The following is a 22,301-nucleotide window of genomic DNA, read 5'->3' on the forward strand; positions in this document are numbered from 1 at the left end:
GCGCCAGGTATTTGGGTTTGGGCAGTTCAGTGAAGATACAGTCTGACGCCAAATGTTGAGACGATGATCCATCGACAGCCAAGGGGAGCTGTGAAAAACCGTATGGACGAGCAAGACCTCAACTCAAAGACCCAAATGAGAAAAAAGAATGTATCTAAATCTGAACGTGCCCGAGCAGAAACGAACTAAAGCTGCAAGGTATATAATGAGATTTCTACAGGTCTTTTTTGGCTGAACGCTCGTCAAAACAGTCACTCTGCCAGCGGCACCTTTCGTATCTTGAACGTTTTTTACCGGAGTTTTGGTAGGACGAGATTTTTCTTTGGCGGGAGACAGCGGAAGCCGACCTTCTCATGCGGAATATACAGCCTGGCCCTGGGAAAATCGGATTTGTGACTGTGTTTCAAGGCTGAGCGCCCAAAGCGAAATCGCGGTTTGGCGAAACAGGCTACTTTTGGGTTTTCTTGCACACCGCCGCTAGTTATCGATGAAACCAGATCCCGCCGAATAGAACAGCGCGACGAACAAGATGTAGAACAGAATATTCAAACCAAAACCTATGAATGACTTCATCCGATCGTTGGCGTTCTTGTGGTCGAGCCAAAAGCTAAGGACGCGGGTCACCACTGGTAGCAATAACCACGTCAGAATTACGACACTCATCACGTTCGAAACAAACATAGAAACGGCGAACGGAGTGTTACCCATCAAGGGCATGACATAGAGCGTGAGCACCATCACAGTTGGGTAAAGGACCAACAAAACAACCATCGCCATTCTGAGCTGTGTAGGCCCAGTGTCACTGGTTCCAGCGGCGTTGGAAATCCATTCATTCATTCCGGTGCCCATTCGCCTTACCTGAACCCTTCTGAAAAATGGCTGGGCCTTTTTTACAAGCTGTTCATGTGCACTGGACGTAAACCAATTCTCAAGGTGCTCCACTGTATCGAACCGGAAAACCACCACCCACTCGGACTGAAGATCAGAAACTGGTTCGATCAACTCTGTCGCGAGGAAACCGGGAAACTTCGCCGCCGCAGCGTCAACTTCTTTCTGCCAATTCCTGTAATCGTTTTCGAAGCCGGGATTGAGCGAATGTGAAATCACAACAGTAACTTGTGAATCGTCGGTCTTTTTGTAAACAAAAACCTGTTCTGTGACAGCATGCCCAAATTTGATCTCAGAATCCGCAATCGCTTTGCGATATGAAGCGTCTTCCAGTAACGATCTTAAGCTTTCAACGCTGCTGTAAGACAAAACCTGGACCCATTGATCTTTTTTGTCATCAATAGGCTTCAGGAAGTCACCGGAAAGAAAATTATCGTATTTGCCCGCGATACTGATCAGTTCTTCGTGCCATTGCAGGTATTGCTCTTCATCAAGGCCGCTGGACGGCAGCGAGAGCAATACTGTTCCTGTTTTTCCAGTATCCTGCATCATAGACTAGGCCGCGACGCCCAAGGTGTTTCTTTTTCGTACAGGCATTGGCCGCTTACATATGTTGCTTCGACCGAACGCTCATCACCCAACATCATCATGCCGAACGCCTCTGTCTCCAGGGTTTGCAGCTCCTGAGCACTGGGTGATAGGCTGGAATCCACAGCAACACTCTCGGCTCGGAATGACAGGACAGGTGTTGATCGTGGGTTCAGGACTACAAAGTCTGCATATTTCCCAATATCAAAACTACCGATCTCGTCATCAAGTGCGAGGGCCTTGGCGCCGCCGAGGGTGGCAAGATACAGACCTTTGAAGGATGAAAGTTTCTGTGATTGTAACGCAGAAACTTTGTACGCGTCATTCAGCAGTCTCAGCATCGAGAAACAGTCGCCTGCGCCCACATCCGTTCCAAGGCCAACATGTATCGGAGTTTCGGTAGACTTGGCTTTTTCAATCCTAAACAGCCCACTACCCAGAAAAAGATTGGATGAGGGGCAAAATGAAATTGAAGCGCCAGAACGCGCCATTCTTTGGAACGCGTCATCGCTAAGGTGTATCGCGTGCCCGACGGAAAACTTTGGGCCGACTATTCCTGCACGTTCATATACGTTCAGGTAGTCCTTGGCTTCGGGAAACAACTCAGCCACTCGAGCTATTTCACTATGGTTTTCCGACATATGGGTGTTGACCCACGTGTCCGGGTATTCTGCTTTGAGCTGCCCAGATTTCTCAAGTTGCTCTCTTGTAGAGCCAAGGGCAAACCGCGGGGAAATCGCGTATTTGTTGCGGCCTTTCATGTGCCAGGTTTCGATAAGCTTCTTGCTGTTGGTATAAAAGGACTCGGGCGTGTCGAGATATTCAGTTGGAGCCAGCCCCGGGCGATCCATACCTGTGAGCCCTGCAATCATGCAGATGTTCTTAGTGCTGCACGCTTCAAAAAACGCATCGACAGACTGAGGAAACGTGGTTGTAAAGACCTGAGCCGTGGTCGTGCCGTTCGCGAGCATTAGGTCAAGAAATCGATCAGCTACTTCTCGGGCATAGGCCTTTTCGCGAAATTTCATTTCCGTCGGAAACGTATACTTCTCCAACCATTCAAGTAACTGCTCACCAAAAGCGGCAATCATTTCCGTTTGCGGATAATGTATATGTGTATCGACAAATCCGGGTAAGATGACACGGTCTGTGTAAACGGTTTTAGGAATATTTTCGTATTTGCCGCCAATATCCGAAAAGGGACCAAAGTCTACGATCTTTTCGCCGTCAATGATCAATAAACCATCTTGCAAGTATCGAATAGACTCCTCGAAGTCCCGGTAAAAAGGGTCACCAAGAAAGTCTAAAAATGATCCTCTTATCGCCTTCATGCAAGTCTTCCCAGTACATTAGATGGACTAGGGTTGTTTCATCGCATCCAACTTGTCGATGGATGCTTGTCTCAGATTGTTATGGATATCTGGATCTCCGAAAAAGGCGACGGTCATCGGACAATTATTGAGGCACCAAAGGAGATATTGTATTTATCGGCGGGTGAGCTTTCGGCATCATTTTCTAGAATGATCCAGGCCTGTTTTGCTTGCGGGGTTTCTGCCCAACTGAACTCTCTGACATTAGACTTTGGAGCATCCGGGATGCTTCGGTACTGACGTAAGCTAAGTCTAGTTGCCCCGCCTTATCATATGAGGAGCTAGCTCTGCTCCCAATAGTCCGCCGTTCAGATCTGAATTTAGATCCGCATAGATCAACCGCATACTTCTGATTCAGAAGTGCTGGCTTCTATGTTGTGTTTACTTGAGACATACACATACCATGGGCTTCGGCTCGTATTTTTATTCAACCGCCCGACGTCGCTATACAACAGCACGTCACATTTATCATCGCTCTTGCAATAAAACTCTTTTTCACTGCCCGAGTGAACTTTGCCCTTCGAGTCAATACTAGTTTCATGAACTGCGGAAACCTTAACATGTAAAACATGATGAGAATTGCTACAGTTATAAATCGTAATATAGATCTTGTCAGAAGCCTGCGCAAAGGTACCAGACAACACACCCAGAGAGGCAACAGCCATCATCAATGGCTTTTTCAGATTTGGCATATTGAGTGTCTTTCGTTTTTCATTTGAGTTCGTCGTTTCAGTGATCGCTCAAAGTTGCTGGACGATGATATTTGGGTTAGCACCAGACTATGCCGAAGAAGCTTTGCGGCCTCTGACAGGTTCAGACGCACCTAATCTGACATCACGTTAGTTACATGCTGCTCCAATTTTGAACTTTGCCTTTTCGGTGCTTCCGTTCTGGCAGACACACTCTCTGGAGTCCGGGTGATTTTGAATTTCGATTGAGCAATTTGCCAATTTGTTTGAAGACTCGCAGGTCAGTTCTTCCTCATTCGGGTATTTCGGATTGGTACATGTCACTTTGAACGTTTTGGGTGTTAAGGCGTCGACAGTGTCTGAATAGGCGCACGTGGCCTCGTTGCAATGATAAACATGTGTATTTCCATGTGCATAGGTGGCAAACATGAATGCGCAACACAGTGCTGAAAGTGTCAATGGAAGTTTCATTTCTTTCTCCTGTATTCAGCACCTTGCTGAGCTGAAAGGGTAAAGAAATGCATGCGATCTCTCACATTTTTGCGTGGATACATTACTATCCTTAACCCTTCCGCACAGGTGCATCGGCCTTTTTTTGATCAGGCCTGTTTTCCTCGGATTAGCCAAGCATGGCCTTCTAGCTTCCTCCGGTCGATGGATTGTCGTTTCAAAAAACCGATGATGTTTGTTCCACGGATCAGCTGAAAAAATAGTTTTTTATCCACGCCGAACTTAGGTTCAAACGGAGTTGTTGCGTGAAGATCTGGCCCATTCGGTGAAGGCCGGATTACCGCCGCTGAATTCCAATGTAAGGTGGGTGGTGTTGGTGTCGGTTGGGCCATCCGCGATCCGTGGGAATCGCTGAGGGCAAGAATGCAAAGTTACATTATGATTGTTTCAAGGTAGAGTGACACAAAAAGGGATTACCGATCTTTAGACTAACCAGGCTCCTATTCGATTACCACTCGAGTACTGCTGGCAGGCAATTGACTATCTGAAGTGTTCAGCGAAACGATATCCTTGACGATACTCATCGCCATGAAAGAGAAATGGGAGCTTGCGTCTCTGAGATTTTGTTTTGGAATCCAATAGTTTTCACCGTCAACCTTTGCAGAAATCGCTGCCTCTCGGGACGATCCTTCATTTAACAAAAAAATTGGAGCCGACGATCCATCCGGAGCAGCCAGCGTTAGAACTCCACCGTCTAGGTCCAAAAAGTTCTGACGAACAATCTCTCCTAGATAGCCAATCGTTTCATGTGGGGAACGAAGTTCGATGCCAGTTTTGTCCTGTGAGAACAGCGTGATGTTACTACGAGCGGGATCAAGAATAAAATTCAAGCCAGTATCATCGCTGACCACAATTTGCGGCTCGGCGACCCTAAGCGCTTCGACAAAGTACTTAAAACTTGCGAACTCACAAATGTTCGTAGGGTCATTTTTGAAGCTTGCAAATGGTGCCGAACGCAAAAGCGTCAAGTGATCGGGACACTGACTGGGGGGCTGATACGACTGCAAGTCTCTACAAATGCCCTGGCTTTCGATCGACAGTCTACCGCTTTTTTCCTGGCACGTTTTCGTGGCCAAGCTAAGTGTTTGCTGAAACTCGGTTTTGGTGATCGCTAGTCGGTTTACTAAGACCATCAGGATGAGGCTTAGGCTTCCTCGGTTTCTCCCTTGGGTGAAAAACAATAGGGTTTGATCTGAAATCCGAGTATTCATCGCCACAATAAAGTCGTCCGTCTCCAATGAGGTGGCGTTAGCGTTTACGTCCCTTGATATCCCGACCGAAGGACTAACGGATAGTTCAATCCCTTCTTCATCGGCGCTTAAACCAAATGGAATTTCGATGTCGGGATCAATATCGAACTCAGAACCGAAATCTGCCGAATAGTCTCCAAGAGCCGAGTAGTAGAGTGGATAGCGTTTGGCGGCACGAACAATATTCATCAACAATACACTGTTGTAAGACTCAGCAAGGCCTTCGTTGTAACTTATGCCGGTTGTAGCAGCGATGTTACCACATGCAGAGATACCGCTGAGCGCTAACCCAAGCGCCAACGATACCAGGCTTTTAACTGAGTGCCTTTTAGTTGTATCAGCGTAGGATTTATCGCTCACGCCGCCAGTTTGCTTCGCTCGAATGCTTGGCGTTCGCAAATTCGTTCTTTGCATTTTCTGCCCGTTTTTTGCTCAACTTCAGCAGGATTTAATGCTCGCTCTTACTCGGTTTGCTTAAGATGCTGCTAAAGTGACTACTGCTCTGCCTACTTCAATTTATTGCGACAAATTGGGACCCCTTGTCGATGGACGTATGTCTTGTTCGGCCCTGTAAATCTGTATCATCACTCCAAGGTCCGGAGTGTCGCTCAAGCTCCTCCGCACCAAGCCGGCAAATTGAGCCGCTAGAAGTGGCGTCCGAGCCGCAAGGAGATGCGACTCGGCTATTGTTCTACTTGTTGCAGGTCGAGCTGTTGTGACCGTGCGCAGTGATTTTTTTGTCTGAGTCAACCAAAACATACATGTTTTTGTGGCTATAGTTCTTTACGTCAACGACATCTGAAGCAGTCTTTAGTCTGGCGGTACAGTTAGGCTGCGTCTGACAAGACAAAGTGTCACTCGCGCCTGCCGAGATGTTTGCATCTTCAGTCGCGACCAAAAATGAAAGGTCATCACTATTATAGATGTAAGCGTGAACAGAGTGCTCTGACTCAGAGCAGTTCCTGAAATCAATCGAACCGTTGTTAGCATAACCCTTTTCGGGCACTAAAACGGCGCTAAGGGTTAGCGCAGCAGCTAGGCCGGGCGCAACGTAACATGAACTGCTCTTTCTAACAGCTGCAAGCAAAGTGCTCTTCATTTTTTGTCTCCTCGAAGCACATCAATGTAAGGCCCCTTGGTGGGGCAACACCGGACAGTTCTCTTAAACGAGAAGTTATGGGATTCACGTCCAATGCCTCGAGCATTCTCGGGCTTGGTTCTTGGTTCTGTCGATGGATCAGGATTGCAACTTTTGTGCGACGATTGTCTCAGGCATTGACTGTCTTTTGGAGGATGCGCCCACGGCTTGAAGGCGCAATGCTGCTAGGTGGGACTTCTATCGACACAGGTAGATCGCGACATAGTCTTTTGCCCGAAACGCATTGGCTGCACTCAGGGTTAACAAGGGCGTAATGGACTATAGCGTCATTGCTACCTAAAGCCATTTGCGGCCGGTAGACGGACCAATTCCGATACAATACCCGGGTCTAAAATGAGAGGCCCGTCCATGGTCAGATTTCGTCTTTGGCATAATATGGCCCCATATCTGTAGTTGGACTTCAAAGAAAAAGAGAGGCAAAATCATGTCAGGTGTTCAAAGTCTGAAAACTATGTGCTTAGCAGCTACGATTACTATTCTGGCGAACAATGTTTCGCAGGCCGGTAGCACTGATGTAAAAGCTAGAAACTGCTCTCAATCTACAACGTCTATAAACGTCAAGACTAAGTACTCTGTAAACACGACAGGGGACGATCCTTATAAATACGATTCTGTGTCTGGTTTAGCACCTGGTTCGGAACACTCTTTGAAATGCGGCAGCCCCTGCGATGAAATAACGATCACAACGAATGCTGGCGGAACCGATACAAAAAAGAAATACAGCCATAAGAATTTATACGTGCTAGCAGATGGCGACAACGTGTCGGCAGGTCACGATTCAAGCACATGTAACGGATAATCGGACCCACGTTTCCTGTCTTGTGTCACACCGACCAAGAAAGGAAGTTGAGGTGTCCAATTCTACGCCAACGTTGCCTTTTCGGGGCGCATGTTCGATTTTCCAGCGCCTCTCCTGGCCAGCCAAAAAACGTGCGTAACTCGGTCAGTAGATCTGAAAACAAAGAATTTTGGCGCCCAAACTGCAAGTAGCCTCCGCAGCTCTATCTGGTTTGTTCGGTATTGAATCTATCACAGCGATAGTTACATTGATCTTAACTATAAAATGGCCGGAATGATCTTGACGTTGATTGAGATTGAACCGGGACAGCGCCTGGCTGAAATACGTGCCCAGACATATATCACGTTAGAATGCGCTTACGTGGACCCGAAGTGAAACCCGGGGCCGCATTGTATCTGACGTTTTGACTTCGGCTCCGTTTATGTGAGGAGCTAGGTCATTGACTGCGCTGAAGATAGTTTATCAATCCCCGAGATCACTGCAGCCGAGGGACAGGAACCCTCGAACGCATTCGAAAAGCCAGATCCGGCAGGTGATGCGCTCGATTGAGCATTTTGGGTTTACCAACCCCGTTCTTGTTGATGAGGGCAATCAGCTCATCGCGGGACATGGCCGTGTTGAGGCAGCCAAACAGATGGGTCTGGAGCAAGTCCCAACGATTTGTCTGTCAGGCATGAGCGAAGAGGACATTCGGGCTTATATCATAGCGGATAACAAGCTTGCCGAGAATGCAGGCTGGGATGCTGATCTTCTGGCGCTGGAATTCCAATACCTCGATGAGTTGGAAATCCCATTTGATCTCACACTAACGGGTTTTGAATTGCCTGAAATTGATCTGAGCATCCAAAAGCTAAGGCTGGGTGATACAGAAGAGCAGGATACGTTGGATCAAATTCCGACCCCAAGTGGGAATTCGCCGGTAACCCGCGAGGGTGATATCTGGCACATTGGCCCTCATCGCCTGATCTGCGGTGATAGCACCAATGCGGAGACCTATGCGGCTTTACTGGGGCCAGAACGCGCGCAGGTGGTCTTTGCAGATCCACCTTACAACGTTCCCATAAAGGGTCACGTCTCGGGCTTGGGGTCGGTGCAGCATCGAGAGTTTGCGATGGCGTCCGGTGAAATGTCGCCAGAAGGGTTTCAGAGCTTTTTGACCTCTGTATTCCAACACCTTGCCTCTTATAGTGAAGACGGTTCCATTCATTTTCAGTGCATGGACTGGCGCCATATGCGAGAAATCCTCGGGGCAGGGGAGGTGGCTTACTCCGAACTGAAACATCTCTGTGTCTGGTCTAAGACAAATGGTGGGATGGGATCGCTATACCGGTCACAGCATGAGTTGGTGTTTGTATTCAAGTCGGGGGCCGGCAAACACATCAACAATGTCGAGCTTGGCAAGAATGGCAGGAACCGGACAAATATATGGACCTATGCCGGGGCCAATAGCTTTGGTTCGGGGCAGGGCGACCTTGAGATGCACCCTACCGTCAAGCCTGTGGCCTTGGTGAGGGATGCCATTCTGGACTGCTCGCATCGCGGCGGGTTGGTGTTGGACCCATTTTGCGGGTCGGGATCCACGCTTATTGCGGCTGAGCAATCGGGTCGTCGTGGATATGGGATCGAGATTGATCCAGCCTACTGTGACGTGATCCTGCGCCGCCTGACGGATACATTTGGCCTGATCCCGCGCCTTGGTGAAGACGGGCCGGTGTTTCAGGAGGTGGCGAGCGAACGCGAAAATGATGGCGCCAGTGCGGCGGCAGAGCAGGAGTTGGCCAATGTCTGATAAAGGCTACAACGTTGGCTACGGTCGGACAATTCAATCTTGTCGCCCGCAAGTGCCCACCACAGATGCCCGCGAGCCATCGTGATCCAAAGTGAACCAGAGGGCAGGTCGTAAAAATCCTTCAGTTCGCGAATGTCTTCTTTTGCAGCCTGAATTCCGCGCCCGGCCTGGGTCATCGTTGTCATAAGGAAATCCCAGTCGTCTGTCAGACACAGCGCATGATCGGCTAGGTCAAAGTCGACAGGGATGACCGCGTTCTCCAGGGCATAATCAACATGTTTGCCGCCAGAGCCTAGCTTTACATATCGCACATCTGGTGGGTTCAACTGGTCTTGCATGTGCCGCGCTTTGTCGTCGATCGGTGACATAGAAACGCTTCGTTTGGGAGAGAAGTCAACAGAGTATGTCACTGATCGTCTGTAGACCGATCATCTGCATCACTGTCCAAGACATAATATGGATGTATGTGATCGCCTGGCAAAAAACATGCGACGCTTGCGGCAGATGAAAGGCTGGTCGCAGGAGGAGTTCGCGCATCAGGCGGATGTTCACCGGACTTATATTAGTGACCTTGAACGTAGCGCGCGCAACCCGACGATCACCGTTGTTGATAAGCTGGCTGTTGCGCTTGGTGTCTCGCTAGGTGAGTTGTTGGACTAGGTCTACGGATTGACTGGACATCGATCCAGCACAAGCCCGTTCGTCCACTTTGCGCAATCCAAAGTTGGTGTTTTGCTTCAGGTTCGCCCGTTCTGACGGGCCAAATGCTCAATCGCCCGCATGCGCGCGGCCGCGTGGTGCAACAGAACCTGAAGGGACTGAACAAGCTCTAGTGCTTCTTCTGGTCTAATCTCCGATCGTTGACCTCTGAGAGCTTGCGATGCCGCGTCCTCCAGACTACCCGTTAACTTTGCAAAAACGAAATTGAGCTGTTCCCGGGTTGTGTCGTCCATGGCGGCAGTACCGCTTGCCGAGCCATGGAAGTCGAGCGATTTCTTTAACTATCTGCGGATGCACGCCAAAAAACGCTTTGAGCAATCCACATCAATTTTTGGCACATGGCACAACTAATTGAAGTCGCAAACTTGTCTGTGAAGACAGAACGCCGGCTGCATCAAATCGCGCTGGGAAAAATACCGCCACCTGCTCTGAAACCGGGATCACATCTGATGCGGGAATGGAACGGACGAACCTATCAGGTTGAAGTGGTCGATGGTGGTTTCGTCATGGACGGCAAAACGTGGCGTTCCCTGCCAGCCATTGCAAAACACATTACCGGAGCGCACTGGTCAGGCCCGCGCTTCTTCGGGGTTCAGTGATGCGACGTATCCGCTGCGCCATCTACACTCGGAAAAGCTCGGAGGAGGGGCTGGAGCAGGACTTCAATTCGCTGGATGCCCAGCGGGAAGCTTGCGAAGCTTATGTTGCCAGCCAGAAACATGAAGGCTGGGAGTTGCTGCCGGATTACTATGATGACGGTGGTATCTCGGGCGGCCATCTTGACCGCCCGGCGTTGCAGCGATTGATGCAGGCTGTTGACGAGAAACACGTGGATCAGATTGTTGTCTATAAGATCGACCGGCTGACGCGCTCGCTTGCTGACTTCGCAAAGCTGGTCGAACGCCTTGATACGGCAGACGCGTCTTTCGTGTCCGTTACCCAGTCCTTCAATACGTCTACCAGTATGGGGCGCCTGACACTCAACGTGTTGCTCAGCTTCGCTCAGTTCGAACGGGAAGTCACGGCTGAACGTATCCGGGACAAAATCGCAGCCTCTAAACGCAAGGGCCTGTGGATGGGCGGGAATGCTCCGCTCGGGTATCAGGCTGACGGCCGGACGCTCAAAATCGACGAAGAGGACTCGGCAACAATAAGAGTGCTCTACGAACTCTATCTGGAGCATCAAACCATTCTTGATGTCAAAGAGCGGGCGGAGGCACTGGGGCTCCGGTCCCGGCGCCGGGAACGCCCGGGCGGACGCGTGACAGGCGGTAAGTTTTTTGACCGCGGACACATCCATCATTTGCTCAGCAATCCGATCTATGCCGGCCGTATCCGACATAAAGGACAGGTCTTTGAGGGGCAGCACCCTGCCATTATCGACCCGGAAGTCTGGAGCCACGTGCAACAGCTACTTACAGATGGTGCGGCCAGGGAGCGTGGAGTAAAGCAGAAGGCAAAGCAGTCCCTGCTGGCCGGAAAACTCTTTGACGAGACCGGAGATCGGCTGACACCCAGTCATAGTCGCAAAAATGGGAAGCGTTTGCGGTACTACATCTCCGGGCGACTGGTGACTGATCGCAGTCAGAAGCATCCTGATGCATGGCGGTTGCCTGCAGAGCAGCTTGAAAACGTACTGGCCGAAGTGGTCAGACAACATCTGAGCCGACCGAATGCAGTGATATCAATGGCGCTGGATATGTCGGCGGTCGAAATTGCTTCAGCAGCAGAGCATCTCAGAGATTGCCAGTCCGTCAGGAAATGCCTCGACCTGATTTTGCGGGCAGATCTGCGACAGGGGTCCCTGACCGTGCAACTGGATCCCCGGGCACTCGCCCGAACGATGGAGTGCAGGGCGGATCAGGTTGATGCCGAAGAACTAACTATCAAAGCGCCATTCCGTATGCGCCGCAGAGGTGTGGAGCTGAAACTGCACCTGGGCGATGCACCGCCTGAGATCGATCAAACACTTGTCCGCAATGTCATCAAAGCGCGCCGGTGGTTGGCGATGATCATTGATGGCAGAACGTTTCCAGAAATCGCGGAAGAAGAGGGCACGTCCAAACGCCGGGTGCAGGATGTCGTCGATCTGGCAATGCTGGCGCCTGATGTTCTGGAGGCCATCGCTGCAGGCGAACAGCCTGACGGTCTGACCACGGATTACCTGATCAAGTCCGGCTTCCCGGCTATCTGGTCAGACCAGCGCAAGCAGTTCGCTGCACTCTGATCTACAGACTTTTCCAAACACACCAAACTCGTACCGTCGGAATCGCGAACTGAGACTGCGGCCCGAAATCGACCATTGTCGTGCGCACGTTCGGGTCTCAGCTAATAGTGCCAGCGGATAACCTTCTGAAAACACGCCGCAATCGGCGGCCAAGTATTCAGCGTGCGATTTCATGGAAAATCATGGCTGGGGTGGTAGGATTCGAACCTACGATACACGGTACCAAAAACCGCTGCCTTACCACTTGGCTACACCCCAACGGTGAGGCGCTATCTACGATTGTTGGTTGCAGGGTGCAAGGGGCTTTGAGCGAAAAAATTAGGCTGGCCGCAAAAATAATTCGGAGGTCAAATTTCAGGATTTGCGTTGCTGGTTTCAGGGAATGGAAAACCCCGCATCTTACCGATCTCAGACATCCTGCGTCGAGACGGTTGAGGCCAGTCAACACGCCCCTACAAAGTTGCTATTCGCGGATTTCCGACGGATCAACGCCCCATAGGTTGGATTTCAAGGTCCAGCCACGGTAGCCGCCGGCCGAAATATGGCACCAGTCCAGGGTGCAACTGCCCAGGCGAGCCACAACGCCGGATTCGAATTTGGCACTGACCTGTGAATTGGGGTCGGGGCTGGTGTAGACGGGCAGCAGCTCGGATTCGATCAACACGGTGCGCACGCCGGACAACAAGGCGTAATGCACCCACCCACCGGCACCGTCGCGGTCCTGAACCTTGCGCCAGTTTCCATACTCGGCGGTGATCTGCAGGGGCATCCCGCGGCGTTTGAAGACCCAGTCGATTCGATGCGTCAATGACGGACCCCTGCGCACGTTGCCTTCGGCGGCTTTCATCGAGACGTAGCGCGGCAAGGGGAGGTTGGTCACTGGTCCACGATTGTCCTGTGCCGTGGCCACGACACTGCCCAACAGGACCAAAAATACGGACAAAACCACCAAAAGGCGGCGATTTACCGATAGAAGACCACTCACTGACTGCCTGCTCTTGTGCCTGTTGTTCGGGTTTCGAAAAAAGGTCGTCTCAATGCGTTGGGGGTTCTTGTGCCCCGCCTTAACCTGCGCCACGATGCCATGGCGCGCGAGTGATTGCAAAGCGGTGGGAGGACGAAGGTGCCAAGAGAACGTCTGAGTGTTGTTGTAACGCGACGGTTGCCTGAGGCAGTAGAGACCCGGCTCAGCGAGCTGTTTGATGTGAAACTGCGCGATGACGATACCCCTATGTCTCGCGAAGAACTTGTCGCCGCAGTGCGCGAGGCGGATGTTCTTGTGCCAACAGTGACCGACACGATTGACGGTGGTCTTCTGGGGCAGGCGGGGGAAAGGCTGCGGCTGATCGCCAATTACGGGGCAGGGGTCGACAATATTGATGTGGCCACGGCCCGTCAGCGCGGCATTCTTGTGTCCAACACGCCGGGCGTGCTGACCGATGACACCGCGGATATGACCATGGCGCTGATCCTGTCAGTGACCCGTCGAATCCCCGAAGGTCTGTCGGTGATGCAAAAGGGCGACTGGGGTGGATGGGCACCCACTGCCTTGTTGGGGGGGCGGATCGGCGGGCGTCGTCTGGGCATTCTGGGCATGGGTCGGATCGGTCAGGCTGTGGCGCGCCGTGCGGCGGCCTTTGGCATGCAGGTGCATTATCACAACCGCCGACGTCTGCGCCCCGAGATCGAGCAGGAGCTTGAGGCGACCTATTGGGAAAGCCTCGATCAGATGGTTGCGCGGATGGATGTGATCTCGGTCCATTGCCCGTCCACACCATCGACCTTTCACCTGATGAATGCGCGGCGGTTGAAGTTGATGAAGCCGACAGCAGTGGTTGTGAACACCTCGCGGGGTGAAGTGATCGACGAAAACGCGCTGACGCGGCAGATTCGCTCTGGCGACATCGCGGGGGCCGGGCTGGATGTGTATGAACACGGCACTCAGGTGAACCCGCGCTTGCGGCAATTGCCCAATGTTGTGTTGCTGCCGCATATGGGGTCGGCCACGTTGGAGGGTCGGATCGAAATGGGTGAAAAAGTCATCATCAACATCAAAACATTTGAAGATGGCCACCGTCCGCCGGATCAGGTCGTGCCATCCATGCTGTAACGCCCTGAGGTCCTTGGCTGACTTGGTTGAACCCCAATTCAGTCCCTCTAGATACTAGCAATGTCGCGAGGGCGGCGCGCTGGGCGAATAATGTAAGGGAGAGACAAGATGGTGCAGGCAGTTGCGTTGCCCCGGAATGAAACAGGGATTGAAACAGCTGTCAGTATCCTCAAGCAGAAATTCGGGGATCGGCTGCAAACCGGGCAGGCGATCCGCGAGCAGCACGGGCACACCACGACCTGGATCGACAACCAGTCGCCGGATGCTGTTGTATACCCGCACACGACCGAGGAAGTCTCTGAAATCGTCAAGACATGCGCCCAGCATAAAGTGCCGGTGATTGCCTTTGGCACCGGTACCTCGCTTGAAGGGCATGTAAATGCGCCTGCGGGCGGGATTTCCGTCGATCTCACTCAGATGAACAAAGTGCTGGCGGTCCATGCCAGCGATCTGGATTGCGTCGTCCAGCCCGGTGTCACGCGTGAGGATCTGAACACCTATCTGCGTGATCAGGGCCTGTTCTTTCCCATTGATCCGGGCGCCAATGCCTCGTTGGGGGGGATGGCGGCGACGCGGGCCTCGGGCACCAATGCGGTGCGCTATGGTACGATGAAGGACAATGTCCTCAGCCTTGAGGCGGTGATGCCGGACGGGCAGATCATCCGCACCGGACAGCGGGCCAAGAAATCCTCGGCCGGGTACGACCTGACCCGCCTGCTGATCGGGGCCGAGGGCACGCTGGGCATCATCACGGAACTTACGCTGCGCCTTCAGGGTATCCCCGAGGCGATCACCTCGGCCCGGTGTTCTTTTTCAACCGTCGATGCCGCGTGTCAGGCCGTGATGATGACGATCCAATACGGCGTGCCCGTCGCGCGGATTGAGCTGCTGGATGAGCTGTCGGTCAAGGCTGCGAACGCCTATTCCGGGCTGGACCTGCCCGAAACCCCGCTGCTGTTGCTGGAGTTCCACGGGTCCGAGGCGGGCGCGGTCGAACAGGCCGAGACCTTTGGTCAGATCGCCGAAGAATTCGGCGGTTCAGATTTTGCGGCCACGTCGACGACCGAAGAGCGCAACAAGCTGTGGCAGGCGCGGCACGACATGTACTGGGCCAGCCTGCAACTGCGCCCCGGCGCGCGGGGCATTTCCACCGATGTCTGTGTTCCGATCTCGCGTCTGGCGGAATGTGTCACGGCCACGCGTACCAAAGCGCAGGAGCTTGGCCTGCTGGCCCCGATCGTCGGGCATGTGGGCGATGGCAATTTCCACACGTTGCTGCTGATCGACATGGACAACGCGGATGAGGTCTCAAAGGCCGACGGGTTCGTCGGTTGGCTGAACGATCTGGCAATCTCGATGGACGGCACCTGTACGGGCGAACATGGCATCGGTCAGGGCAAGCGCCCCTATCTGGTCAAGGAACTGGGTGGAGCGGTGACGTTCATGAGCGCGATCAAAGCGGCGCTGGATCCTGAAAACATCATGAACCCGGGCAAAATCCTGCCCCCGGACACAGTGTAACGGGTCGCACAAATCTCAGACCCAAGCCATAAGGCTGCCCCAATTTGAGTCTAGCCGTTGCGCAAAAGAGCAGCTTTGAATTCGGATTGAAAAAATGGACTTTCTGAGGGTTTTGGGATTTGTGATGATCCTTGTCCTGGTCATCACGGGCCTGGACTATTACCAGCAGTACAAAAAGCACGACGGGACGTTGTCGGCGACCGGCTATGTGGACACGATCAAGGACCGTTTCGCGCAAATTCAGACCGGGCGTGATGCCAAGACGGCCGAGGCCGAGCGCAAGCATCAATGGGAGCTGGGTGCAAAACCCTATTTGCCTGCGCCTTCCGACCAATGGGCGCGCTTTGAGCTAACCGACGCCTCGAATGCGGCGGTTGCATCAGTGCTGGCCGAATACAAGCCGACGCCGCTGATCAGTTCGGTTGCAAATACGGCTGAATTGCTGCGCCTGTCGGGTGGCGACAAACAGGACATCCTGCGCAAACTGAGCGAAACCGGCGCGGTCTATTCCAGCGGTGACGAACTTGCCTGGTTTGACATCAGCCTGAAACCCGCAGCGGCACGGAACACGCTGGCCGGGCTGGCCTTGGCCCGCCAGCAAAGCTTTATGGATCTGGCGGTGATCAAAAATGGTTTTGCCGTTGTCGATGGCGTGGCCTTTATTGAGATCGAACAGGACCTGACCTCTCCGACCGAGGCGCTGGGCTATCGCAAAATCACAGGTCGGATCGGAATCGACGAAGAGGTCGTGATCCGACTGCACACAAATGCTGACGATGCCTCGATCCGCGCGCTGCTGGAAGGGCTGGACTACGCTGCGCTGAACGCGCTTTTGACCTATCCGTCTCCGGTCGTGGGGCAGGGGTACGTGATCCCCGCGGACCGCCAGTCCGACCTCGCGGATCAAATAGATCGACTTTATGCCGAAATGAAGCTGGTGCAGGAGAAAACAACGGACGACAAGCTCAAGAACCTCGATGTGGCGGCGCTGATGGTGAACCAGATGACGGCCTCCGGGTTCGAAAGCGAAGGGCTGATGGACATCACTGGCGGTGAGGTCTTTGAGAATCAGGACGTGCTGCAAATCGGTTATGGTCGTGCGCTGCAATTGCTGTTCGAGTCCGAAGAACGGCAGGCCGCTTTGGAGGATGACATCACTTCAGAAGCGCCGGGTTTGTTGGGTTTTCTGCAAGATCAGGTGCCCGCGCAAACACCAACAGACGCCGCAGAGCCCGCAGAGAAACCTGCCCAAGAGGAACCGACACCCCAGCCCGTGCGGGTCCATAAAGGGGGTTTGGGCGACTCCTGCGCAAAGTTCGGCAGCGGCAAGCGCTGTTCAGCATCAGGGCAATAGGTGCAGGCAGTCAGTCGCACGGTCCATTTGCGACAACACGTCGTTTTCATATCACCACTGGTCGGGTGAATATCGCGCTCGGTGTGCGAACTGAGTCATATGGTGTCAACTGAGTTCAAGGGGAGACACCCGGTATGAAAACCCAAGTCAAAGCACTGGTTGTTGGCGGCGGCGCCGTTGGGACCTCGATTGCATATCATTTGGCCAAGGCGGGCTGGGATGATGTGATGTTGATCGAACGGGATGAACTGACGTCTGGTTCGACCTGGCACGCGGCTGGCCTGCTGCCGCTGTTCAACATGTCTTATGCGACCACCCACATTCACAAGTATTCGGTCGATTTCTACAAAACGCTTGAGGAAGAAACCGGCCTGAATGCGGGCTTTGCCGTCGTCGGCAACCTGCGCATGGCGCAGACGCAGGAACGTATGGACGAATACATGCTCTATGCGTCCACTGCCGAGACCTGCGATGTCGCTTACGAATGGCTGACACCTGATCAGATCAAAGAGCGCTGGCCGCTGATCGAAACCAGCGACTTGAAAGGTGCGATCTACCACACCGAAGATGGTTATATTAACCCCGCCGACGTGACGCAGGCGATGGCCAAGGGTGCCCGTCAACGCGGCGTCGATATCGTCCGCAAGATGCAAGCCGATGCGTTCCACTGGAACGGTACCCACTGGGAAGTCACCTGCACCAAGATGGTCGAGAAAGGTGGCAACCTCGTGCCGTCGGATGAGCAGGTCGTGATCACCGCCGAGCATGTCGTGACCGCGTCGGGTAACCACGCACAGCGCACCGCCAAGATGCTGGGCATCAAGATGCCTGCAATCCCGGTCGAGCATACCTTTATCGTCATGGATAAAGACCCCGAGCTGGTAAAATGGCGTGAGGCAGGCAACCCCGAACACCCCGTTGTTCGCGACGCCGACAACGAATCCTACGCGCGTGAAGAGCGTGGCGGATGGATTCTGGGTATCTACGAACACGGCGCGCCTGCGCAGTTCGAACATGGCGTGCCGGACAGCTTCCGCGCCGACCTATTCCCACTGGATCTGGACCGGATCGCTGATCAGTACATGGCGATGGCCGAGCGCGTGCCGTCCTGCGCCGAGTCCGGTCTGAAAGACGACTTCAACGGCCCGATCTGCTACACGCCCGATGGCAACCCGCTGGTCGGCCCCGCGCCGGGTCTGCGCAACATGTGGCTGGCCGAAGGTTTCTCGTTCGGGATCACCGCCGCGGGTGGCACCGGCTATTACCTGGCGCAGATGATGGTCGATGGCGAAGCCGAGATCGACATGGCCTCACTGGACCCGAAACGCTACTCGTCCAACTGGATGACCACCGAATTCGCGGCGCGCAAGAACGAAGAGTGCTATGAGCACGTTTACATCCTGCACCACCCGGATGAAGAGCGTGAAGCCTGCCGTCCGCTGCGGACTGTTCCGGCCTATGACCGCCAGAAAGCGCGCGGGGCTCAGTTCGGCTGGGTCAACGGCTGGGAACGTCCGAACTATTTCGGCCCCGTTGATGCGCCGGACAATTTCGACAAGGAAAGCCGTTCGTTCCGCCGCGGTGGCTGGTGGCAATATGCCGTCGAAGAGGCCAAGGCGATACGCGAAGGCGTTGGCCTGATCGACGCGTCGGCCTTTACCAAGCATGTCGTCAAAGGCCCCGGTGCGACCCAGTTCCTGGATTGGTTCACCTGCAACAAGCTGCCCAAGGTCGGTCGTATCAACCTGACCTACGCGCTGACCTCGCACGGGACCACCCGCACCGAATACACCATCGTCCGCAATGGCGAGAACAATTATTACATCGTCTCTGCCGGTGCCTGGACCGAGTATGACGCCGACTATCTGCGCAAGGCGGCCGAGGACAAGATGGAGGAGTTCGGCTATATCGAAATCCAGGACGTGACCACCCAGTGGGGCGTCTTTGCCATCGCCGGACCCAAGTCGCGTGACGTTCTGAAAGAGGTCATCATAGACGCCGATCCGGAAACCGCTCTGTCCAACAAGCGCTTTCCTTGGCTGTCGGCGCGTCAGATCGAACTGGGCATGTGCCCCGTGAACGCAATCCGTGTGGCCTATACCGGTGAGCTGGGCTGGGAACTGCATCACCCGATTGAGATGCAGAACTACCTGTTCGACCTGCTGGAAAAGGCCGGTGAGAAGCACGGTATGAAACTGGTCGGTGCCCGTGCACAGAACTGGCTGCGTCAAGAGAAATCCTATCGCGCCTTCGGCACCGAACTGGGCCGCGATGCTACCCCGCTTGAGGCCGACCTGCCGCGCTTTGTCGATCTGTCCAAGGATTTCTACGGCAAGGCCAAGCTGGAAGAGACCGGTGTGCGCGTCAAGTGCTGCACCCTGCTGATCGACGGACCGGAGGATGCCGATCCGTGGGGTCGCGAGGTACTGTACACACCCGAAGGTGAGCGTGTGGGTCGTCTGACTTCGGGCGGCTATTCGGTCGCCTTCGAGAAATCCATCGGCATGGGCTATGTGAAGCCTGAGCTGGCGGTCGAAGGCACCAAGCTGCAAGTTAAAATTCAGGACAAGCTGTGGGATGCGGTCGTCACCTGCGACAGCCCCTATGATCCAAAGAACGAGGTCATCCGCAAGGACGGTTGATCAAGCTGAGGCCCCGGTAATAACCGGGGCCTTTTCGTTTATTCAGGCAGACAATTCGTCAAAACATTCCAGCGCTTTGGCGGCATACATCATCGATGGACCGCCGCCCATCTGCACCGCCATGGCAAGAACGTCTGATACCTCTTCCCGCGTTGCACCTGCTTTTGCCAAAGCCTCCGTATGTAATGTGATGCATGGCTCACACCGAATGGCGATGGACATTCCTAACGCGATATATTCCTTGGTTTTGTAATCGAGCGTTCCGCCTTCTTTGACGGATTTTCCCAAGGCTCCGAAAGCTTTTGCGGTGTCCGGAATCGCCCCGTTGAGGTTTCGCAGACCTTTACGGGTGTTCATCAGTTTGTCTTGCCAGTTCATGTTAGTCCTCTCATCACATATTGTAAGTGGAATATGATTTGAGAGGCTGGCCCGGGCTTTGATCTTGATCAGGTACCCGGTTTTTCGGCGATGAATGCGATATTGTTTGCGGGCATCTCCACCACTTTCAGGATCGTCAGGCCCTGCGCCTGGATATAGGCGGCAATGTCCTTGTCATTCTTATAGCCAATATCCGCATCTTGCTGCACCAGCGCATCGTGGAACCGCTGATCACCGTCGCTGGTGAGCTGCCCGGATCGCTTGAAGGGCCCATAGAGCACAAAGCGCCCGCCGGGGTTCAGCGCCATCGCAGTTTCGGTCAGAATCGTTTGGGTTTCTGGCCAGCTGATCAGGTGGGTCAGATTGATCAGGACAATCAGGTCGTGGTTGCCGAAATCCTTGTGCCACCCTGCCGCTATGGCATCCAGTTCTTTTGCAGGCGCAGTATTTCCCAGTTCGGACCCATAAGCGTCGATACTGACGCGGCGCTCGGGTTCGATTTCTGTAGGTTGCCAACTTAAGCCCGGCAGGCGCTGGGCAAAGGCGGCAACGTGTTGACCGGTCCCGCTGGCGATTTCCAAGGCACGACCAGAGTGCGGGGCCCATTCTTCAAGCAGATCACATAACACGCCCGCATTGCGTGTTGCGGCAGGGGCCACCATGCGGCCGTTCTGACCTTCGGTGGCAACACTGGCGTTGGAGGGCAGGGATCGTTTGGTCATCGGCGCAGTCTTTCCGGGCTGAGGGCGGCAATTACATCATGATCCAAAACCGGGGCTGTACCGGTTACAAGGTCTGAGACCAATTGCGATGCGGCCGGTGACGTCAAGAACCCGTACCCTCCCTGACCTGCGCTCCAGACAAACGAGGGGTCATCGGGGTCCGGCCCCAGGACAAGGGTTCCATCCGGTGCAAAGCTGCGCAATCCGGCCCAGTTTGTTTCCACCCGGGTGACGGGTTCGGTGACCATCTCTTCGTACCGGGCCAGACCTTCGGCCAGCACCATATCGTCGGCATAGGCGTCATGGGGCGGCACGGGGTCGGCCTCGGATGGCGACACCAATAGCTTGCCCGCATCGGGTTTGGCGTACCATGTCTCGCCAGCACCCAACATCATGGGCCAGCCGGTCACATCATGCCCGCCGGGTGCGGGCAGGCGTGCCATTGATCGGCGCTTGGGCGTTATCCCGATCGGCAAAATTCCGGCCAGAACGGCGATTTCGTCCACCCACGCACCTGCGGCGTTGACAAGGGTCCTGGCCTCGATAGTTTCGTTCGCGGTGACCACCCAATTCCGGACCTTGCGGATGGAAGTGACTCTTTGCCCCGTCAGAATCTGACCACCGGCGTTGCGGATTGCCCGGGCGAAATCCTGCAACAACCGGTCGGTATCGATGTCAAAGGCCACGTTGCTGATCGCGGCAAAACCAAGTGTCCGGGGATTTAGGATCGGCACGCGGTCTCGCGCCTGATCCACCGAAATGACCTGCATATTCAGATCCGCCGCATCGCGCTCGAATGTCTCGGCTTGGGTCTTATGACCGATCAGCATCAACCCGCGCGGTGTCAGATACCCGCCATTCTCGGATCGCAAGAAATCTGCGCCGGCTTTGTTCAACTGCACAACAGACGAAGGGCCATAGCTTTCTTCGAACAGAGCGGCAGATCGGCCCGAGGCGTGGTACCCCAGCGCATCTTCGGCCTCCAGAACGGTCACGCGCCCATGCTGCGATAGGCGGGCACCGGCGCTCAGGCCCGCGATCCCTCCGCCGATGATCAGAAAATCTATCATGTGGTCCCTGTTGGTTGCGTGCTGCCTGTCACGCGCGACTTTGTCGGTAAACATTAAGCAGGCTTGAATTTAAGCATCAACCCATCCAAAGAAGAGACAAGCAGAAACAGGAGGGCAGGGTGAGTACCGCAGATCTACACCCGATGGCCACGGGGCATATTCCGTCCTACGTGACCCAGGCGGACGGAAGTGACTATCTTTTGACGTTCATGTTCATTTTCACCGTGATCGTGATCATTCTGATCGGGGTGGGATATTTCACCTTGCATTCGATCCCCGAAAAACTTGCACATGAATCCAATCACCCGCAGTTCCAGCTGGTAGGTATATTGGCTCTATTGGCGCTGTTCACCCATAACGGGTTGTTCTGGGTCGCTGCAATATTGGTTGCCGGGTTCCAATTCCCGGATGTGGCCGCCCCGCTCAGGGCCATTGCAGATGCTATACGATCCCTGGGCAAGAACGACGTCGAACCGGCGCAGCCCTCAGAACCCACCGCGCAGCAGGAGCAGTAA

19 protein-coding genes and 1 tRNA gene are annotated in these 22,301 nt (G+C 54.0%); 9 read left to right on the forward strand and 11 right to left on the reverse strand.

Features of this window, described 5'->3' with window-relative positions; genetic code table 11:
* Positions 1 to 477: 477 nt before the first annotated feature.
* The 5 genes from ACR0J5_RS01160 to ACR0J5_RS01180 form a co-directional block, all read right to left on the reverse strand.
* Positions 478 to 1,440, reverse strand: a complete 963-nt coding sequence (locus ACR0J5_RS01160; protein ID WP_480650026.1) for an antibiotic biosynthesis monooxygenase — start codon at positions 1,438 to 1,440, stop codon at positions 478 to 480.
* On the reverse strand, positions 1,437 to 2,807 hold the full coding sequence (gene guaD, locus ACR0J5_RS01165; protein WP_480650027.1) for a guanine deaminase: 1,371 nt from the start codon (positions 2,805 to 2,807) through the stop codon (positions 1,437 to 1,439). The genes ACR0J5_RS01160 and guaD overlap by 4 nt, the downstream gene beginning before the upstream one ends.
* A gap of 374 nt (positions 2,808 to 3,181) precedes the next feature.
* Entirely contained in the window at positions 3,182 to 3,538 is a 357-nt protein-coding gene (locus tag ACR0J5_RS01170; RefSeq protein WP_480650028.1) for a hypothetical protein, read from the reverse strand.
* Between the two features lie 596 nt (positions 3,539 to 4,134).
* A complete protein-coding gene (locus ACR0J5_RS01175) occupies positions 4,135 to 4,377 on the reverse strand; it encodes a hypothetical protein (RefSeq protein WP_480650029.1) in 243 nt (80 codons plus the stop codon).
* A gap of 108 nt (positions 4,378 to 4,485) precedes the next feature.
* Positions 4,486 to 5,709 carry a hypothetical protein gene (locus ACR0J5_RS01180; RefSeq protein ID WP_480650030.1) on the reverse strand — a complete coding sequence of 408 codons (1,224 nt, stop codon included), beginning with the start codon at positions 5,707 to 5,709 and terminating at the stop codon, positions 4,486 to 4,488.
* Positions 5,710 to 7,692: 1,983 nt separating this feature from the next.
* Between ACR0J5_RS01180 and ACR0J5_RS01185 the strand changes: the two genes are divergently transcribed.
* Entirely contained in the window at positions 7,693 to 9,042 is a 1,350-nt protein-coding gene (locus tag ACR0J5_RS01185) for a site-specific DNA-methyltransferase (protein ID WP_480650031.1), read from the forward strand.
* On the opposite strand, the gene ACR0J5_RS01190 is transcribed toward ACR0J5_RS01185, so the two are convergent.
* Positions 8,970 to 9,410 carry a hypothetical protein gene (locus tag ACR0J5_RS01190; protein WP_480650032.1) on the reverse strand — a complete coding sequence of 147 codons (441 nt, stop codon included), beginning with the start codon at positions 9,408 to 9,410 and terminating at the stop codon, positions 8,970 to 8,972. The two genes, ACR0J5_RS01185 and ACR0J5_RS01190, sit on opposite strands and share 73 nt — an antisense overlap.
* Before the next feature lie 118 nt (positions 9,411 to 9,528).
* Between ACR0J5_RS01190 and ACR0J5_RS01195 the strand changes: the two genes are divergently transcribed.
* The 3 genes from ACR0J5_RS01195 to ACR0J5_RS01205 all read left to right on the forward strand — a co-directional run bounded on the left by ACR0J5_RS01195 (position 9,529) and on the right by ACR0J5_RS01205 (position 11,989).
* Positions 9,529 to 9,702, forward strand: a complete 174-nt coding sequence (locus ACR0J5_RS01195) for a helix-turn-helix domain-containing protein (protein ID WP_480651410.1) — start codon at positions 9,529 to 9,531, stop codon at positions 9,700 to 9,702.
* A 398-nt stretch (positions 9,703 to 10,100) separates the two neighbouring features.
* Positions 10,101 to 10,361: a DUF2924 domain-containing protein gene (locus ACR0J5_RS01200; RefSeq protein ID WP_480650033.1), complete on the forward strand. Its 261-nt coding sequence runs from the start codon at positions 10,101 to 10,103 to the stop codon at positions 10,359 to 10,361.
* Positions 10,361 to 11,989 carry a recombinase family protein gene (locus tag ACR0J5_RS01205; protein WP_480650007.1) on the forward strand — a complete coding sequence of 543 codons (1,629 nt, stop codon included), beginning with the start codon at positions 10,361 to 10,363 and terminating at the stop codon, positions 11,987 to 11,989. The genes ACR0J5_RS01200 and ACR0J5_RS01205 overlap by 1 nt, the downstream gene beginning before the upstream one ends.
* A gap of 183 nt (positions 11,990 to 12,172) precedes the next feature.
* Here the strand turns inward: ACR0J5_RS01205 and ACR0J5_RS01210 are convergent.
* A tRNA-Gln gene (locus ACR0J5_RS01210) sits at positions 12,173 to 12,247 on the reverse strand.
* 205 nt (positions 12,248 to 12,452) lie between these two features.
* Positions 12,453 to 12,974, reverse strand: a complete 522-nt coding sequence (locus ACR0J5_RS01215; protein ID WP_480650034.1) for an SH3 domain-containing protein — start codon at positions 12,972 to 12,974, stop codon at positions 12,453 to 12,455.
* A gap of 138 nt (positions 12,975 to 13,112) precedes the next feature.
* Between ACR0J5_RS01215 and ACR0J5_RS01220 the strand changes: the two genes are divergently transcribed.
* From ACR0J5_RS01220 to ACR0J5_RS01235, 4 genes are all read left to right on the forward strand, one after another.
* Positions 13,113 to 14,099, forward strand: a complete 987-nt coding sequence (locus tag ACR0J5_RS01220) for a 2-hydroxyacid dehydrogenase (protein WP_480650035.1) — start codon at positions 13,113 to 13,115, stop codon at positions 14,097 to 14,099.
* A gap of 108 nt (positions 14,100 to 14,207) precedes the next feature.
* Entirely contained in the window at positions 14,208 to 15,620 is a 1,413-nt protein-coding gene (locus ACR0J5_RS01225) for an FAD-binding oxidoreductase (RefSeq protein WP_480650036.1), read from the forward strand.
* Between the two features lie 121 nt (positions 15,621 to 15,741).
* Positions 15,742 to 16,974: a hypothetical protein gene (locus tag ACR0J5_RS01230; RefSeq protein ID WP_480650037.1), complete on the forward strand. Its 1,233-nt coding sequence runs from the start codon at positions 15,742 to 15,744 to the stop codon at positions 16,972 to 16,974.
* Between the two features lie 134 nt (positions 16,975 to 17,108).
* A complete protein-coding gene (locus tag ACR0J5_RS01235) occupies positions 17,109 to 19,616 on the forward strand; it encodes a GcvT family protein (RefSeq protein ID WP_480650038.1) in 2,508 nt (835 codons plus the stop codon).
* 42 nt (positions 19,617 to 19,658) lie between these two features.
* Here ACR0J5_RS01235 and ACR0J5_RS01240 read toward each other — a convergent pair whose 3' ends face one another.
* The 3 genes from ACR0J5_RS01240 to ACR0J5_RS01250 all read right to left on the reverse strand — a co-directional run bounded on the left by ACR0J5_RS01240 (position 19,659) and on the right by ACR0J5_RS01250 (position 21,786).
* Positions 19,659 to 19,994 (reverse strand): carboxymuconolactone decarboxylase family protein, encoded by a 336-nt coding sequence (locus tag ACR0J5_RS01240; protein WP_480650039.1) that lies wholly within the window; start codon positions 19,992 to 19,994, stop codon positions 19,659 to 19,661.
* 68 nt (positions 19,995 to 20,062) lie between these two features.
* The gene (locus tag ACR0J5_RS01245; protein ID WP_480650040.1) at positions 20,063 to 20,716 is read right to left on the reverse strand and encodes a DUF938 domain-containing protein; all 654 of its coding nucleotides are present in this window, start codon (positions 20,714 to 20,716) and stop codon (positions 20,063 to 20,065) included.
* Positions 20,713 to 21,786, reverse strand: coding sequence for an NAD(P)/FAD-dependent oxidoreductase (locus tag ACR0J5_RS01250; RefSeq protein ID WP_480650041.1), 1,074 nt, complete (start codon positions 21,784 to 21,786; stop codon positions 20,713 to 20,715). Before ACR0J5_RS01250 ends, ACR0J5_RS01245 begins: the two co-directional genes overlap by 4 nt.
* Positions 21,787 to 21,905: 119 nt before the next feature.
* On the opposite strand from ACR0J5_RS01250, the gene ACR0J5_RS01255 reads away from it, so the two are divergent.
* Entirely contained in the window at positions 21,906 to 22,301 is a 396-nt protein-coding gene (locus tag ACR0J5_RS01255; RefSeq protein ID WP_480650042.1) for a hypothetical protein, read from the forward strand.

Source organism: Ruegeria sp. BE1, from assembly GCF_056538885.1.